Source organism: Actinomadura sp. 7K507, from assembly GCF_004348425.1.
GTDB lineage: Bacteria > Actinomycetota > Actinomycetes > Streptosporangiales > Streptosporangiaceae > Spirillospora.
Genome location: NZ_SMKK01000028.1, coordinates 35,215 through 50,540, shown reverse-complemented (window position 1 = coordinate 50,540; position 15,326 = coordinate 35,215). Strand labels below are relative to the sequence as shown.

The 15,326-nt window shown below is 69.6% G+C and carries 16 protein-coding genes; 10 read left to right on the top strand and 6 right to left on the bottom strand.

Translation table 11 applies throughout. The features are described 5' to 3' along the window. From E1285_RS09340 to E1285_RS09325, 3 genes are all read left to right on the top strand, one after another. Window positions 1-2,197 (top strand): transglycosylase domain-containing protein (locus E1285_RS09340; protein WP_132150153.1); only part of this gene is annotated, 2,197 nt, incomplete at its 5' end. 440 nt (window positions 2,198-2,637) lie between these two features. Beyond that, the gene (locus E1285_RS09330; RefSeq protein ID WP_243722663.1) at window positions 2,638-5,118 is read left to right on the top strand and encodes a transglycosylase domain-containing protein; all 2,481 of its coding nucleotides are present in this window, start codon (window positions 2,638-2,640) and stop codon (window positions 5,116-5,118) included. A gap of 152 nt (window positions 5,119-5,270) precedes the next feature. Next, complete coding sequence (locus E1285_RS09325; RefSeq protein ID WP_243722661.1) at window positions 5,271-6,740, top strand: glycosyltransferase 87 family protein; 1,470 nt, start codon at window positions 5,271-5,273, stop codon at window positions 6,738-6,740. A gap of 80 nt (window positions 6,741-6,820) precedes the next feature. On the opposite strand, the gene E1285_RS09320 is transcribed toward E1285_RS09325, so the two are convergent. Beyond that, complete coding sequence (locus E1285_RS09320) at window positions 6,821-7,861, bottom strand: MerR family transcriptional regulator (RefSeq protein WP_347814068.1); 1,041 nt, start codon at window positions 7,859-7,861, stop codon at window positions 6,821-6,823. A 158-nt stretch (window positions 7,862-8,019) separates the two neighbouring features. Between E1285_RS09320 and E1285_RS09315 the strand changes: the two genes are divergently transcribed. Then, window positions 8,020-8,487: a barstar family protein gene (locus tag E1285_RS09315; RefSeq protein ID WP_165966528.1), complete on the top strand. Its 468-nt coding sequence runs from the start codon at window positions 8,020-8,022 to the stop codon at window positions 8,485-8,487. Between the two features lie 7 nt (window positions 8,488-8,494). On the opposite strand, the gene E1285_RS09310 is transcribed toward E1285_RS09315, so the two are convergent. From E1285_RS09310 to E1285_RS09300, 3 genes are all read right to left on the bottom strand, one after another. After that, complete coding sequence (locus tag E1285_RS09310; protein WP_132150147.1) at window positions 8,495-8,869, bottom strand: DUF4190 domain-containing protein; 375 nt, start codon at window positions 8,867-8,869, stop codon at window positions 8,495-8,497. 186 nt (window positions 8,870-9,055) lie between these two features. Continuing rightward, the gene (locus E1285_RS09305; RefSeq protein ID WP_132150145.1) at window positions 9,056-9,823 is read right to left on the bottom strand and encodes a deoxyribonuclease IV; all 768 of its coding nucleotides are present in this window, start codon (window positions 9,821-9,823) and stop codon (window positions 9,056-9,058) included. 72 nt (window positions 9,824-9,895) lie between these two features. Next, on the bottom strand, window positions 9,896-10,201 hold the full coding sequence (locus E1285_RS09300) for a hypothetical protein (RefSeq protein WP_243722659.1): 306 nt from the start codon (window positions 10,199-10,201) through the stop codon (window positions 9,896-9,898). 212 nt (window positions 10,202-10,413) lie between these two features. On the opposite strand from E1285_RS09300, the gene E1285_RS45440 reads away from it, so the two are divergent. The 6 genes from E1285_RS45440 to E1285_RS09275 all read left to right on the top strand — a co-directional run bounded on the left by E1285_RS45440 (window position 10,414) and on the right by E1285_RS09275 (window position 13,625). Next, window positions 10,414-10,581: a hypothetical protein gene (locus tag E1285_RS45440; RefSeq protein ID WP_165966526.1), complete on the top strand. Its 168-nt coding sequence runs from the start codon at window positions 10,414-10,416 to the stop codon at window positions 10,579-10,581. A 173-nt stretch (window positions 10,582-10,754) separates the two neighbouring features. After that, entirely contained in the window at window positions 10,755-11,045 is a 291-nt protein-coding gene (rpsF, locus tag E1285_RS09295; protein WP_132150143.1) for a 30S ribosomal protein S6, read from the top strand. Between the two features lie 37 nt (window positions 11,046-11,082). Then, on the top strand, window positions 11,083-11,646 hold the full coding sequence (locus tag E1285_RS09290) for a single-stranded DNA-binding protein (protein ID WP_132150141.1): 564 nt from the start codon (window positions 11,083-11,085) through the stop codon (window positions 11,644-11,646). A 76-nt stretch (window positions 11,647-11,722) separates the two neighbouring features. Next, a complete protein-coding gene (gene rpsR, locus E1285_RS09285) occupies window positions 11,723-11,959 on the top strand; it encodes a 30S ribosomal protein S18 (RefSeq protein WP_019631633.1) in 237 nt (78 codons plus the stop codon). Window positions 11,960-11,974: 15 nt separating this feature from the next. Next, on the top strand, window positions 11,975-12,421 hold the full coding sequence (gene rplI, locus E1285_RS09280) for a 50S ribosomal protein L9 (protein WP_132150139.1): 447 nt from the start codon (window positions 11,975-11,977) through the stop codon (window positions 12,419-12,421). 385 nt (window positions 12,422-12,806) lie between these two features. Beyond that, window positions 12,807-13,625 (top strand): peptidoglycan recognition family protein, encoded by an 819-nt coding sequence (locus E1285_RS09275; RefSeq protein ID WP_243722658.1) that lies wholly within the window; start codon window positions 12,807-12,809, stop codon window positions 13,623-13,625. Window positions 13,626-13,640: 15 nt separating this feature from the next. Here the strand turns inward: E1285_RS09275 and E1285_RS09270 are convergent, their stop codons facing one another. Together E1285_RS09270 and E1285_RS09265 are read right to left on the bottom strand one after the other, a co-directional pair. Continuing rightward, entirely contained in the window at window positions 13,641-13,829 is a 189-nt protein-coding gene (locus tag E1285_RS09270) for a hypothetical protein (protein ID WP_132150137.1), read from the bottom strand. 57 nt (window positions 13,830-13,886) lie between these two features. Beyond that, entirely contained in the window at window positions 13,887-15,215 is a 1,329-nt protein-coding gene (locus E1285_RS09265; RefSeq protein ID WP_132150135.1) for an MATE family efflux transporter, read from the bottom strand. Window positions 15,216-15,326: the final 111 nt, after the last annotated feature.

Genomic DNA, 15,326 nt, shown 5'->3' with positions numbered 1-15,326 from the left:
CGTCACGCTGATCTGGGTCGCGTACGCGAACACGCCGACGCCCGAGGAGCCCACGGTGGCGGGCGTCGAGGACCAGGCGTCGATCTTCTACTACACCGACGGCACGGAGATCGGCCGGGTCGGCAAGAAGCGGCAGAGCGTCGAGCTGGAGAAGATTCCGCCGCACGTCCGGAATGCGGTGCTGGCGGCGGAGAACCGCAGCTTCCGCACCGACCCGGGCTTCTCGGTCAAGGGCACCACGCGTGCGGTGTGGGACAACCTGACCGGCGGGTCGGGCGGCGGGTCGACGATCACACAGCAGCTGGCGAAGAACTACTACTCCGACCCGAACAACCGGACGATGAGCCGGAAGTTCAAGGAGCTGTTCATCGCGATGAAGCTGGAGGACAAGCACACCAAGGACGAGATCCTCAAGCTGTACCTCAACACGATCTATATGGGCCGCAACACCTACGGCATCCAGGCCGCTTCGCGCGAGTACTTCGGGACGGACGTGTGGAAGCTCAACCCCGACCAGGCGGCCGTCCTCGGCGGCATCATCCAGAACCCGAACCGCGACCCGGCCGCCAAGGCGAACGAGAAGTGGGCGACCGGCAGGTACGAGTACACGCTCAACGGCATGGTCTCGATGGGCAAGCTCAGCCAGGCCGATGCCAGCAAGCACATCCAGAAGGGCCTGCCCAAGATCAATAGGGCCGGCACCAGCGACCAGCTGTACGGCGGCCAGCGCGGCTACATGCTGATGCGCGCCCAGGAGGAGCTCCGCAGGCAGGGGATCGACGAGAAGGAGCTGACGACCAGGGGCCTGCGCGTCTACACCACCTTCAACCGCAAGCGGATGGCGATGGCCAGGAGGGCGGCCGAGAAGACCGTCCCGCAGGTGAACCCGAAGAAGCTCGCGAAGAAGAAGATCCGTGTCGGGCTGGTGTCGGTGAACAGCGCGAACGGGGAGGTCGTGGCCTTCTACGGCGGGCCAGACTATCTCGACCAGTCCTTCAACAACGTGTGGCAGGGCTCGGCGCAGGGCGGGTCGGCGATGAAGCCGTACGTGCTGGCGACGGCGCTGAAGCAGAACTACAGCCTGAAGAGCACCCTTGAGGGACGGTCGAAGACGCCGATCGGCCCGGACGGCAGCGTGGTGTCGAAGGACGATCCGAATGCCTCGATCGTCCCCAACACCCATGACGTGGGCACACCGGTCGACATGGTCAAGGCGACGCAGGACTCGGTCAACACCGCGTTCATCCAGCTGATGGGCAAGGTCGGCATCGAAGCGGTGATCAAGACCGAGACCGACGCCGGTATCGCGAAGGACCTGCTGGCCCCGCACGACTGCTGCCTGAACCTCGCGCTGGGCGTCAACAACATCCGGCCGATCGAGCAGGCGGCGGGCTACGCGGTGTTCGCCAACGGCGGCGTGTACCACCAGCCGCACGTGATCCGGCAGGTCAAGGAGTCCGACAACAAGACGGTCCGGCTGAAGCCGAAGTACGAGAAGCGCCGGGTCTTCGACGCGAAGGTCGCCGCGGACGCCACGTACGCGATGCAACAGGTCGTCAAGGGCGGGACCGCGACGGCGGCGGCGCTGCCGAACCGTCCGGCGGCCGGCAAGACCGGTACCACCGACCGGAACGTCGCGGCATGGTTCGTCGGGTACACCCCGCAGATCTCCACGGCCGTGACGCTCTTCAACGACGACACCGGGCCGGACGGGAAGAAGAAGTCGGTGGTCCTGCCCGGGATCGGCACGGTGGAGGGCGGAACGATCCCCGCCCGCATCTGGAACTCCTACATGACGAACGCCATGCAGGGCATCGAGGTGCAGCAGTTCCCGCCGCCGGCGTGGGGCGGGATCGTGCAGAAGTGGGCGAAGCCGCCGAAGAAGAAGGACGACAGGCCGCCGTGGTGCGACGAGCCGATCGGCCGGTTCGACCCGCGCTGCCAGGGCGACGGTGACGGCGACGACGGCGACGACGGTGACGGCCGCGGCAAGCCGGCGTGCCGGTCGCCGTTCGAGAACGGCGACTGCGACCCGAACAAGCCGCCGAGCAACCCGCCGCCGCGGTGGTGGTGCCAGCTTCACCAGGGCGACCAGGCCTGCCGCGGCAGGCGGGGCGGCCGGGGCGTGGAGCCCAACAACCAGCCCAACACGGCGGGCATCGTGCCGCTGTTGCCCTTGTCAAGGCCTCCGGAATGAACCCCGGAGGGTCCTCTGTCCGAACCTCCTGGTGGAGGCGGTGGTGTGACATGAAGCATGTTCGCGGATTGCCGCACGCCAGCGGGCATGATCAAGCGCGTCCGGACGGCCGGGGAGCGGAAAGCCTTGTCCCATCGGCCCCCGCGCCACCGGGTGCGCAGTACTCTCTGACGACGCACAGCCGTACCCCAGTTTGATGAGGTCGCGTGAGTAACCCAAGCCGATACGGACCGGAACACGGAGATGGCCCCGGCCGGAGGGGAGCCCCCCGTCCCGGCGGTCCGGGCGCGCCCGCCGGTGGGCCGCGTGGCGGACCGTCCGGCTCGCCCGCGCCCGGCAAGGGCCCGCGCCCCGGCGGCAGGCCGGGCGGCCGGGGCGGCGGCCCCGCGAGGGTGGGCGCACCCGGCGGCGGCGGCAAGCGCCGCGGTTCCTCATCGGCCATGCGTTCGGGCCCGGGTGGACGTCCCGGAGGCCGTGGCGGTCCCGGCGGACCGGGCGTTCCCGGTGGACGCGGGCCCGGCGGACCTGGCGGTCCCGGTGGACGCGGGCCCGGCGGGCCCGGCGGACCCGGCGGACCTGGCGGTCCCGGGGGTCCGGGCGGGCGCGGCGGTCCCGGGGGTTCCGGGGACGGCGGCTTCTGGGGAGACGAGGGCCGCGGCAAGCGGTCCAAGAAGCCGGACGATCCGGAACAGAGCGGCTGGCGGCGCTACATACCGTCCTGGAAGATCATCGTCGCCGTCGTCGGCGTGCTGATCCTCGCCACGTCCGTGCTCGTCGTCGTCGCGTACGCCAACACCCCCATCCCGACGGAGAAGCAGCAGGACGCGATCCGGCAGGAGTCGGTGATCACCTACGCGGACGGTTCGCCGCTCGCGCGGATCGGCACGCACCGCGAGAACGTCCCGCTGGACAAGGTCCCGAAGCACGTCCAGAACGCGATCCTCGCGGCCGAGGACCGGGGCTTCTGGACCGAGCCGGGCATCTCCCCGACCGGCATCGCGGGCGCGATGTTCCGGGCGGCGACCGGCGGTGACATCGCGGGCGCTTCGACGATCACTCAGCAGATGGCCCGGAACTACTACGCGAGCCTCAGCCGGGACCGCACGGTCAGCCGCAAGTTCAAGGAGATCCTGATCTCCATCCGTCTCGGCAGGGAGATGGAGAAGGAGAAGATCCTTGAGCTGTACCTGAACACGGTCCCGTTCGGGCGCCGGTCGTACGGCGTCCAGGCGGCCTCCCGCGCCTACTTCCACAAGCCCGTCGACAAGATCAACGAGTCCGAGGCGGCGATGCTCGCCGCGATGATCCAGCGTCCCGGTTACTTCGCCACGTTCGGCCCGGCGTCCAACCCGGCCAAGCAGGCGCTGATCGACCGCTGGAACTACGTCCTCGACGGGATGGTCGAGCAGGACTGGCTCGACTCGGGCAAGCGCGCGGGGATGAAGTTCCCGCAGACGCAGGAGAACTGGAGCGACGTCCCGGACGACCCGAACGCCGGCTACCTGGAGGCCCGGGTCATCGCGGAACTGAAGTCGCTGGGCGTCAGCGAGCAGATGCTGGAGACCGGCGGCCTGAAGATCAAGACCACGTTCAACAAGGGGTTGCAGGACTACACCAACAAGGCCGTCAAGCAGATCAGGAAAGAGAACGGGCTCGGCAACGACATCCAGTTCGCGCTGACGGCGGTCGACCCGAAGTCGGGTGGTGTGGTGGCCGCCTACGGCGGCCCCGACTTCCGCAAGCAGCAGTTCGACAACTCCTTCCAGGGCAACGTGCAGCCCGGTTCGTCGTTCAAGCCGATCGTGCTGGCCACGGCCCTCGACCAGGGCATCAGCCTGAACACGACGATGGACGGCAGCTACAAGCGGACGATCAACGGTGCGACGTTCACCAACGACAACCGCGCGGAGAACGGCGTCTACACCATCAAAGAGATGACGGCGATGTCGATCAACACGTCGTACGTCGAGCTGGGGCAGAAGGTCCAGTTGTCCAATGTCGTGGAGATGGCCAAGAAGATGGGCATCCCCAAGGACACCGAGAACCTCAACGCCAACTACACCTCGCTGCCCCTCGGCGTCATCGACACGACATCGGTCACGATGGCCTCGGTCTATTCGACGTTCGCCGCGGAGGGCAAGCACCGGCAGGCCCACGTGATCAAGTCGGTCTCCGACAACCAGGGCAACCCGATCACGAACGAGGACGGGAACGTCCTGGAGAAGCTGCCGTACGAGACGCCGACGCAGGCGTTCTCCGCGGGTGTCGCGGCGGACGCCACGTCCGCGATGCGCGCGGTCGTCTCGTCCGGTACCGGTGAGCGCGCGAGCCTCGGTGCCCGCCCGGTCGCCGGCAAGACCGGTACGACGGACGAGAACAAGTCGGCCTGGTTCGTCGGTTACACGCCGGAGCTCGTGACCGCGTCGGCGATGTGGCGCCAGGACAAGAAGGGGAACCGCAAGTCGCTGATCGGCGTGGGCAACTACAGCCAGGTCTACGGTGGTACGGTCCCCGCCGACCTGTTCAAGAAGTTCATGACGAAGGCCCTGGAGAACAGGCCGGTCACGCAGTTCCCCCCGCCGGTCAACGGCGGCGAGATCGCCCCGTGGGCGAAGCCGACCCAGGCGCCGGAGCCCACGACGTCGCCGACCCCCAGCACGTCGCCCTCGTGCCGGCCGGGCCAGCCGAACCAGCGGCCGGGCTGCCCGTCGGACTCGCCGAGCCCGACCAACACGCCGACGACTCCGCCCGGGCAGGGGGAGCCCTGCAATCAGCTGGGCCTGCCCGCCGGCTGCAATCCCAACATCCCCCCCGAGGGGGACCGGGACTGGTGGTGCGCGCAACCCCAGCACAGGAACGATCCCGCCTGCCGGGATCAGGAAGAACCAGACGACCCCAACCAGAACCGCCCGCGTAACTAAGGCGGGCGGGACACCGTCCCGATCCGCCCGGATGGAGCGGTCCGGATAGAGCGGCCCATAGAGCGGCCCGGAGCCCATGGTGGTTCCGGGCCGTCCCAATTTCCGGGACGGGCGGCCCGGGGCGGGCGCGATGACCAATAGTCTTGCTGTCCATGTCGTCGTCATCCGAGAGGCTCGAAATGGCCGCCGCCGACACCGACACCGGCAGCGACAGCGACAGCGGCGAGGCGGACGGCCCCGGCCGGCTCCGGCGGCTCGCGCCGGTGCTGACGGGCCTCACCGCGTTCGTGTGCCTGCTCGGCTGGCTGCAGAAGCAGCCCTGCGCATCGGCGAAGTTCGATTTCATCCAGACGACGACGAACGCCTGCTACACCGACATCTATCCGCTCTACTACGTGCGCGGTCTGAGTGAAGGCAAGACCCCGTACTTCGACGCGCTGACCGCCACCGGTTCCGACATCCAGTACGTGGAGTACCCGGTCCTTTCCGGTGCCTTCATGCAGGTGGTCGCCTGGCTGGCGCAGCCGTTCGACGAGAGCGCCCGCGGGATGGCGTTCTTCAACATCACCGCGCTGCTGCTCGCCGTCCTCGCTGTCGTGGCCGTCCTCGCCACCGCGTACGTCGCCGGGCGGCGCTCGCTCCGCGCGGGCCTGATGGTGGCGCTGTCCCCGTCCCTGCTGCTCACCGCGTACATCAACTGGGACCTGCTCGCGGTGGCGCTGTCCGCGCTGGCCCTCGCCGCCTGGTCGGCCCGCCGCCCGGCGCTCGCGGGCGTGCTGCTCGGGTTGGCGATCGCGGCGAAGTTCTACCCGCTGCTGTTCCTCGGCCCGCTGGTCCTGCTGTGCGTGCGCGCCGGGCAGTGGCGCGCGTTGGGACGGATGCTCGCCGGCACCGCGGGCGCCTGGCTGGCGGTCAACCTGCCCGTGATGCTGTTCGCGTGGGACGGGTGGAAGGAGTTCTACTCCTTCAGCCAGGGACGCGGGATCGACTGGGGGTCGATCTTCTTCTTCCTCCAGGAGCACGGGCTGGAGAACGTGTCGTCCGAGACCGGGCTGCTCAATCTCCTCGGCACGGGCACGTTCCTCGTCCTGGCCGCCGGGATCGCCGTCCTCGCGCTGGCCGCGCCGCGCCGGCCGCGCCTGCCGCAGCTGATGTTCCTCGTACTGGTCGCGTTCATGCTGCCGAACAAGGTCTGGTCGCCGCAGTACGTGCTGTGGCTGCTGCCGCTCGTCGTCCTGGCGCGTCCGAAGCTGCCGGCGTTCGTGGTCTGGCAGATCGGCGAGATCATCTACTTCTTCGGCATCTGGTGGTTCCTGCTGTCGGTCTCCGCGCAGACCGAGGGCGCGTACCTCGCGGACACGCTGTCGGCGGTGCTGGCCTTCGACGCGCCCGAGGGCGGCATCAGCCAGGAGGTCTACCACCTCGCGCTGCTCGCGCGGTTCCTCACGGTGCTGGCGCTGGCGGCCCTGGTGGTGTGGGAGATCCTGCGACCGTCCGCGGACGTGGTCAGGTCGGACGGGGTGGACGATCCGGCCGGAGGTTTCCTCGACGGCGCGAACGACGTGATCTCGCTGGGACGCTGGCGCGGCCGTCACCACGCCGGCGTCCCAGCGCCTTCCTAACTGCGCGCCCCGTCAGTCACGCAGGCCCGTCAGTCGCGCAGGCCCGTCAGTCGCGCAGGGCCGTCAGTCGCGCAGGGCCGTCAGTCGCGCAGGGCTTCGATGAACCATTCGAACGACGGTGTCATCGCGGGCCAGACGGGCCAGCCGTTGATGGTGGCGATCAGCTGCCAGTACCGTTCCGCGCGCGGGTCGGTGCCGATCTCCGTCCGCCGCAGCAGCTCGCGCCTGAACTCGGCGCTGTCCGTGGTGCCGTACGCCTCCGCGTACATGGCCACCAGCTCGTCGACGACGGGGCGGGCGGCGTCCGAACCCGGCTCGATCCCGTCGGCCATCGCCGCCGCGATCTTCTCCCCCGTCGCCTGGCCGATGCCTGCCGCGTCCTCGGGGTAGGCGCCCTTCCCGATCTCGGCGGCCTGGGCCTCGGCCATCCGCCGCACCGACGTCCGGAAACCGGGGTCGCCGACGAGTTCGGCCAGTTCGACCCAGGCGTCGACCTGCTCGGGCTCGGGGTCGTCGGGCAGCTCCGGCAGCGCGGACCGCATCTTCGCCTCGAAGCCCGGGTCCACGTCGAGCCCGGCGAACGACTCGTCGATGAAGTCGGTGATGATGCGCCGCCGCTCCTCGTCCGAGAGCCTCGCGAGTTTGTGCATGAGTTCGATCTCCTCGGGACTGGATCCTCGTTTGGCGACCGCCCGCAGCACGGCCCGGCGCAGCCGGAGCGTCCGGATCTGCACGTCCAGCGCCTCGGCGTGCGTCGTCGCGACCTCCCCGACGCCGATCTCGCGGTCCAGCACCCGCCGGACCGTGCCGAGATCGACGCCGAGGTCGCGCAGCGTCCGCACCAGATCGAGGCGCGCGACGGCCTCCACGTCGTACAGCCGGTATCCGGCGGCGGTACGGGAGGTCGCCGGCACCACGCCGGCATCGGAGTAGAACCGGATCGTCCGCACCGGAAGGCCGGTGCGGCGCGCCAGTTCCCCGATCGTGTACAGGGTGTCGCCTTCCATGCCGTCCACCATGGGGCCTCCAGTGACTAGAGACTCAAGCCCGTCGCCATCGGCGCAGGTCAGCGCGTCGGTGACCGTCCGGCGGCGGTGGCTGTGCGACGATCTCGGACGCATCCGGTGACCTTCCCCGGGAAGCCACCGGGAAGATCTGGCCGGAATCTGCCCATATTGGGGGATTTCGCGGGCGATGCACGGGGATGATCGCGGCCGGTGGGGCTGGTCGCCCCCGGGCCGCGCGCACGCGCGGGGAGCACGAACCTCCGGGAGATGACGTGGACGCGAACCAAGCACTGACCGAACTGCTCGCCGGACGGCTGGCACCGGGCCTCTACCAGTGGCGGACGCCCCCGGTGCCGGGCGCGGTCGGCGACACGAGCTGGACCGAACGCGCGGAGGAGGCCGGCCTGCGCGCCTTCCACCTCGACGGCCGCCGCGCCCGCGACAAGGACGCGTTCCTGCGGCTGTGCGCGGACGTCTTCGAACTCCCCACCGGGGCCGCCGACGACTGGGACGCCCTCCGCGAGAGCCTCGCCGACCTGTCGTGGGCGCCCGCGAAGAGCGGCTACCTGGTGCGGTACGAGTCGTGGGCCGAACTCGCCGACGCCGACCAGCGGTCGTTCCGCGCCGTCCTGGACGTGTTCGCGGCCGCGGTGAAGGCTTGGCGGGACACCTCCACCCCCATGACCGTCCTGATGTCGAGCGTCGGTGTGGAAGTCGCAGGCGTCCCCCGCATCGCCTGACCGGAGGTTAGTAGGTGGTCGTGCTGCCCGTCTCGGCGGCGAACATCGCCAGCCCGAGGATGTAGAGGAACCAGAAGACGACCCAGCCCGCCGTGAGGAGGTAGCCGAGGATGAGGCCGGTAACGGCCATTCCGTTGCCGCCCTCGCCCGTCCGCTTGATCTGGCTCTGCGCGACGTGGCCGAAGATGATCGCGAGGATGGACGTCAGGCCGCAGGCGAAGAAGCCGATGATGCCGCAGATCATCGACGCGGTCGCCATCCCGTTCGTCGGCGCGGCGACGGGGACCGAGGGACCGTAGTAGTGGTGCTGCTGCACCGGTTGCTGGGAGTAGGACTGGGCGTAGGGGTCCTGTGAGCCGTACCCGTAGGGGTCGTATGCCATGTGATTCCCGATCGGTTCGCGCGCCCGCCGCTGGAGTGAACGCGCGTGCGCTGAGGCTGGGTTCCGGATTATGCCAGTGTGACGCGACCTTCGGTTTTTGTCGTCATGCTGGTCTTACGGGGGATTAGATGTCGCGCCGGCCCCACGGGTTCCCGCCTCCCCGCGGACATCCCTGACTTTGCGTCGTCAGAGCTTCGAACGCAACCAGGAGATGTCCTCCGCCTGGCCGTCCGCCGGCGTCTCCACCACCACCGGCGCGCCCGCGGCGCGTACCACGCCCAGGATCAGTTCGGGTTCGATGCTGCCGCTGCCCAGATTGGCGTGCCGGTCGGCCCCGGACCCGAACGCGTCGCGGCTGTCGTTGCAGTGCACCAGATCGATGCGGCCGGTAATGGCCTTGATGCGGTCGACGGCGTCGAGGAGCTCCTCCCCCGCCGCGTGCGCGTGGCAGGTGTCGAGGCAGAAACCGAGCTTGGACTCCAGCCCCGGAACCCCGGACAGCACCTCCCACAGCCGCGAGATCCGGTCGAACTTGCGCGCCATGGCGTTCCCGCCGCCCGCGGTGTTCTCGATATAGACGGGGATGGGGCACTCCACCCGCTCGAACACCTTGCGCCAGTTCTCGAAACCCGTCTCGGGGTCGTCGTCCTTCAGCACATGGCCACCGTGCACGATCAGCGCCTTCGCGCCGATGGACGCGGCCGCCTCCAGCTGCTGGGTGAGGTTCTTACGGCTCGGGATGCGGATCCTGTTGTTGGAGGTCGCCACATTGATCGTGTAGGGGGCGTGCACGTAGGCGTCCACGCCGGAGCCCGCCAGCGCCTCGACACCCTCCGGCAGGACCGGCTTCTTCCAACCCTGCGGGTCCCCCAGGAAGAACTGGACGACGTCCGCCCCGATCGCGCGGGCGTTGTCGAGCGGGTTGGTCTGGTCGACATGGGCTCCGATGCGCATGCCGACGAGCCTAGCCGTGCCCTCCGACAGCCGCGCCCCCAGCAGCAGCGGCGCATGTGCGCGGGGACGGGCTCAGAGTGACAGGCCGCCGTTGTTGAGGGCGAAGCCGACGCCCAGGAACGAGGCCACCATGCCGACGACGTTCAGCCATCGCTCGTTCGTCGTCTCGGAGATCATCTGGGAGTACAGGGCGAGCGGCAGGCCGATCAGGCCGGCGATGGCACCGGGGAAATGGGTCGCCTCGATCCAGCCCAGGATGAGGGCGGCGAGACCGATCGTGACCGAGGCGATCGCCAGCGCGTCCTGGAGCCGGTGCGTCTCGGGCTTGCCGTCGAGGCCGATGCCCTGTCTCCTCGTGCCTGCTGCCTCTTGCGGCATCGGACCCTCCTCAGGTGATGGCTCCCGCGTCAGGCGTGAGTCGCACGCGGGACCGGACGGACCATGCCGGTAGAGATGCCCAGCGAGGCCGGGGATCAATCGGCGCGGGTGGACAGAAAACGTCGGCGGCACCCGGTAGTGTCGAACATGGATTCGAGAAACCGGCTCGGGCCGTCCCTCCGAGGGAAGCGGGGGAGAGCAGGAGGTGCACCATGGTGACGAAAGCGGAGTTGGGGCTCATCGGTGACGCGGAGCTCGTCGAGGAGCTGTCGCTGCTGACGACCCAGACCGCCCGCATGCGCGCCCGGATGGCCGACATCATGGCCGAACTGGAGCGGCGGCGCTGTACCGGCAACGTCCGCCGGCACGCCCGGCGCTGAGGCGCCGCACTCCCGGAACCGGCTCACACGCTGCCAACTGTTGGTAGCCTGTATCGGTCTCGCGGCAGGTGCGCCCGGCGATCCGGGTTCCCGCGCCGCCGCGGAGGACGCAACAGCCCTCCTGTCACGGAGAGACCGTGACCGCACCAGTCCAGAGGAGGTAGGGACACAGCATGCGTCGTTACGAACTCATGACCATTCTCGACCCCGCCATCGACGAGCGCACCGCGGGTGCGGCGCTCGACCCGTTCCTGAACGTCGTCAAGGACGGCGGCGGCAGCGTGGAGAAGGTCGACGTCTGGGGCCGCCGGCGCCTGGCGTACGAGATCCAGAAGAAGTCCGAAGGCATCTACGCGGTGGTCGACCTGTCGGCTGAGCCTGCCACGGTCAAGGAGCTCGACCGGCAGCTCAACCTGAGCGAGTCGATCCTCCGCACGAAGGTCATCCGCCCCGAGGTCCACTGAGCCAGGCTCAGCCCTCTCACCAGCCGGAGCGAGCCCCATGGCAGGCGACACCGTAATCACGATCGTCGGGAACCTCGTCGAGGACCCGAATCTGCGCTTCACCCCGAGCGGCCAGGCGGTCGCGTCCTTCCGCATCGCCTCGACCCCGCGGTATTTCGACCGCCAGTCGGGCGACTGGAAGGACCGCGAGGCGCTGTTCCTGACCTGCAACGTCTGGCGGCAGGCGGCCGAGAACGTGGCCGAAACCCTGCAGCGCGGCATGCGGGTGATCGTGCAGGGCCGCCTCCAGCAGCGGTCGTACGAGACCCGCGAGGGTGAGAAGCGCACCGTCTTCGAGATCGAGGTCGAAGAGGTCGGTCCGTCGCTGCGCAACGCCACTGCCAAGGTCAACAAGACCCAGCGGCAGGGCGGTGGCGGCGGTGGCGGCGGCTTCGGCGGTGGTGGCGGCGGCGGCCAGGGCGGCGGTTTCGGCGGCGGCGGTGGCCAGCAGGGCGGCGGTTTCGGCGGCGGTGGCCAGCAGGGCGGCGGCGCCCCGGCCGACGACCCCTGGGCCACCGGCGGTGGCGGCGGGGGCGGATTCTCCGACGACCCGCCGTTCTGACACCGGCCTCGACCCCAGCAAGATCAAGTAAACGTCCATTCCCGCGCGAGCGGGGCTCTCCCAAAGGAGCACCACGATGGCGAAGCCACCTCCCCGCAAACCAAAGAAGAAGGTTTGCGTTTTCTGCCAGGAGAAGATCTCCTACGTCGACTACAAGGACACCGGTCTGCTGCGGAAGTTCATCTCCGACCGCGGCAAGATCCGTGCCCGGCGCGTGACCGGCAACTGCACCCAGCACCAGCGGGACGTCGCCACGGCGATCAAGAACGCCCGCGAGATGGCGCTGCTGCCCTACACCAGCACCGCGCGCTGAGGCAGGGGGAAGATCATGAAGCTCATCCTGACCCAGCAGGTCTCCGGGCTCGGTGAGCCCGGTGACATCATCGAGGTCCGCGACGGCTACGGTCGCAACTACCTCGTCCCCCGCGGCTTCGCCATCAGGTGGACCCGGGGTGCCGAGAAGGAGATCGAGTCGATCAAGAAGGCGCGTTCGGCTCGCGAGATCGCGACCGTCGAGCACGCCCAGGAGGTCGCCGGCCGGCTGAAGGCGCTGCGGGTGACGCTGCGCACCCGCACCGGCAGCGGCGGCCGCCTGTTCGGCGCCGTCACCGCGGCCGACATCGCCGAGGCGGTCCGCGCCGCCGACGGCCCCGACCTGGACCGCCGCCGCATCGAGATCGGCAACCCGATCAAGACGATCGGCACCCACCGGGTCAGCGTCCGCCTCCACAGCGACGTCAACGCCACCATCGACGTGGACGTAGTCGAAGCCTGACGCACTCAACCGAACGACCCCCGCGCCCCGCCAACGGAGCGCGGGGGTCGTTTCGTGTTTCGCCCAGATGTTCTCGCCGCCGCGGATGAGCATGTCCTTGGCGCGGTCGACGCCGGGGTGCGATGCCCGGCGCTTCCCGGGGTGGCGGTCCCGGGCTGGGGTGCGACCGGTCGCATTCGCCGAGGCGAAATCGACCCCAATCTGCGCGGCGTCGAGCTCTGGTGGCGGCAATCTCTTCTGCAAGATCGTGCGTTGCGCGGTTCAATGCCGGGGCCTGCGCCCTGGGTTTCATGTGAAACGTCCCCGAATCGCCCTGTGTTTGGGTGATCAACTCAGCGGCCAATACGTTCCGTAACCACACCGACGCGGAACGAAAGGGGCGGCGTTGATCGCGCATTCGGAGGACGGCGCGGACGACCGGGACCGGGACGGCATGCTGGTGACGCGCCGGGCGCTCATCGGCGGGGTCGTGGGGGCGGGCCTGCTCTCGGTGGGGGCGTCCGTCCAGAATGTGGCCATGGCGGACGAGCTTTCCGCCGCCGGGCCGGAGTTCAAGTCCGGCGGTCACGCCGCTTTCAGGGCGGACGCTCCACAGGTGTACACGCGTTCCCAGTGGAACGCGCGCTCACCGAAGCGTCCGGCCAAGGTCCGCGGCAAGGCGCCCGACCGCATCGTCATCCACCACACGGCCACCGCGAACTCCAGCGACCGTTCCCTCGGCCACGCCTTCGCCCTGTCCCGGAAGATCCAGAAGTGGCACATGGACAGCAACGGCTGGGACGACGCGGGCCAGCAGCTCACCATCAGCCGCGGCGGCATCGTGATGGAGGGCCGCAACAAGAGCCTGAAGGCCATCCGGGCGAACGACCTCGCCGTCGGCGCGCACGTCCTGCACCACAACGACCACACCATCGGGATCGAGAACGAGGGCACGTACACGAAGAAGCAGGTCCCGAGCCGGCTGTGGGACTCGCTGGTGGAGACGTGCGTGTGGCTCTGCCGGTCGTACGACCTCGACCCGTCCGAGGCGATCGTCGGCCACCGCGACTACAACAACACCGCGTGCCCCGGCGACCGGCTCTACGCCCGGCTGCCCGAACTCCGCAGGTCAGTGGCCGCCCGCATGGACGGCCCGTCAAGCTCGGACAACGCCACCGGCGGCCAGGAGGCGCCGATCTTCCCGCCCTTCGACGGCTTCGGCTGACCGCCCCGCCCGGGATCAGGTCTCGGGGGTGGTGTAGCGGGTGCGGCGGCGGGCTATCTCGGGGTCGATGCCCTCGACCAGGGACCAGATGCCCGCGACGCGTTCCACCAGGGTCTCGGGTGGCAGGCCGGCCAGGCCCTCCGCCGCCAGGTCGTCGATCGCCTGCGTCAGCCGGGTCATCCGCTCGCCATGCGTGGAACACATGTTCGAATAGTAGCGAGTGTGACGGCCGTGGCGGGTGCGGTTCGCGGAAATCGGCTCTCAGCGGACGGCGCCGGTGACCATCCAGCGGTCGCCGCGGGCGCGCAGGCCCAGCGTGAGCAGGCGGGTCAGCATCCACAGCCCGATCGCCGCCCAGAGCCCGACCAGCCCGGCGTCCGCACGGTAGAGGACGATCGCGGCCGGCAGGAACACGACCGTCGCGATCAGCGTCGTCGCGGCGAGGTACGCGCCGTCGCCCGCCCCGATCAGGATCCCGTCCAGGACGAACACCACGCCCGCGACGGGCTGCAGCACTGCCACGATGAGCAGTGAGGCGAACAGCAGGTCGTGGACGCCGGCGTCCGAGGTGAACAGGGCGGGCAGCCACGGGCGGACCAGCAGTATCACCAGGCCGAAGAGCACGCCGCACCAGATCCCCCACAACACCATCCGGCGCGTGACGGCCCGCGTGCCCGCGGTGTCGGACGCGCCGAGGTAGCGCCCCGTGATCGCCTGCCCGGCGATCGCGATGGCGTCGAGCGCGAACGCCAGCAGCGTCCACACCTGGAAGCCGACCTGGTAGGCGGCGATCTCCTCGTCCCCCATGCGGGCCGCGATCGACGTCCCCACGATCAGCACGACGCGCAGCGCCGCCGTCCTGACCAGCAGGCCGAACCCCGCCGTGGCCGACGTCTTCAGCCCGTCCAGATCGGGATGCACCGGGGCCCCGTGCCGCCGCGCCGCCCGCAGCACCACGAGGACGTAGACGGCGGCGCTTCCCGTCTGGGCGATCACGGTCCCCCATGCCGAGCCGGCGATCCCCCAGTCCAGGACGAGCACGAACAGCGCGCTGAGCACGGCGTTCAGCGAGAACCCGCCGATCGCCACGAGAAGCGGTGTGCGGGTGTCCTGGAGGCCGCGCAGTACACCCGTCCCGGCCAGGACGACCAGCATCGACGGGATCCCGAACAGGCTCACCCTGAGGTAGGTCTCGGCGTATGGCGTGACGGCCGGGGACGCGCCGAACGCCTCCACGATCAGGGGTGCCAGCGGCCAGCCGGCCGCGATCAGCACGAGCCCGATGCCGACCGCGAGCCACATGCCGTCGATCCCCTGCCGGATCGCCCCCCGCATGTCCCCGGCGCCGAGCCGCCGGGCCACCCCGGCGGTCGTCCCGTAGGCGAGGAAGACGCACAGGTAGACCAGCGTGCTGAGGGCCTGCCCGGCGACTCCCAGGCCGCCGAGGGGCTCGGTGCCCAGCCGGCCGACGATCACCGAGTCCGTCAGCAGGAACAGGGGCTCGGCGACGAGGGCGCCGAACGCCGGGACGGCCAGTCGCAGGATCTCGCGATCGTGCGTGCGCGCGGGCCGCCGGGGAGTCGTCGTCACCGCGCCGAGGGTACCAGCCGTGTAATTCCCCTAAGGATTTTCACGCCTTACATCGAGGGGGACGGTCAACTTTCTTTCCCGCACACCCGGTGGACGGCGTTTTCGCAGTTC

Excerpts from the sequence above, each read along its gene's own strand:
- E1285_RS09310 (WP_132150147.1), bottom strand. The coding sequence starts at position 8,869 with ATGGCATACGACCCCTACGGGTACGGCTCACAGGACCCCTACGCCCAG.
- E1285_RS09300 (WP_243722659.1), bottom strand. The coding sequence starts at position 10,201 with ATGCCGCAAGAGGCAGCAGGCACGAGGAGACAGGGCATCGGCCTCGAC.
- E1285_RS09330 (WP_243722663.1), top strand. The coding sequence starts at position 2,638 with ATGCGTTCGGGCCCGGGTGGACGTCCCGGAGGCCGTGGCGGTCCCGGC.
- E1285_RS09290 (WP_132150141.1), top strand. The coding sequence starts at position 11,083 with ATGGCAGGCGACACCGTAATCACGATCGTCGGGAACCTCGTCGAGGAC.
- E1285_RS09270 (WP_132150137.1), bottom strand. The coding sequence starts at position 13,829 with ATGTGTTCCACGCATGGCGAGCGGATGACCCGGCTGACGCAGGCGATC.
- E1285_RS09305 (WP_132150145.1), bottom strand. The coding sequence starts at position 9,823 with ATGCGCATCGGAGCCCATGTCGACCAGACCAACCCGCTCGACAACGCC.
- E1285_RS45440 (WP_165966526.1), top strand. The coding sequence starts at position 10,414 with ATGGTGACGAAAGCGGAGTTGGGGCTCATCGGTGACGCGGAGCTCGTC.
- rpsR (WP_019631633.1), top strand. The coding sequence starts at position 11,723 with ATGGCGAAGCCACCTCCCCGCAAACCAAAGAAGAAGGTTTGCGTTTTC.
- rplI (WP_132150139.1), top strand. The coding sequence starts at position 11,975 with ATGAAGCTCATCCTGACCCAGCAGGTCTCCGGGCTCGGTGAGCCCGGT.
- E1285_RS09320 (WP_347814068.1), bottom strand. The coding sequence starts at position 7,861 with ATGCGTCCGAGATCGTCGCACAGCCACCGCCGCCGGACGGTCACCGAC.
- rpsF (WP_132150143.1), top strand. The coding sequence starts at position 10,755 with ATGCGTCGTTACGAACTCATGACCATTCTCGACCCCGCCATCGACGAG.
- E1285_RS09325 (WP_243722661.1), top strand. The coding sequence starts at position 5,271 with ATGTCGTCGTCATCCGAGAGGCTCGAAATGGCCGCCGCCGACACCGAC.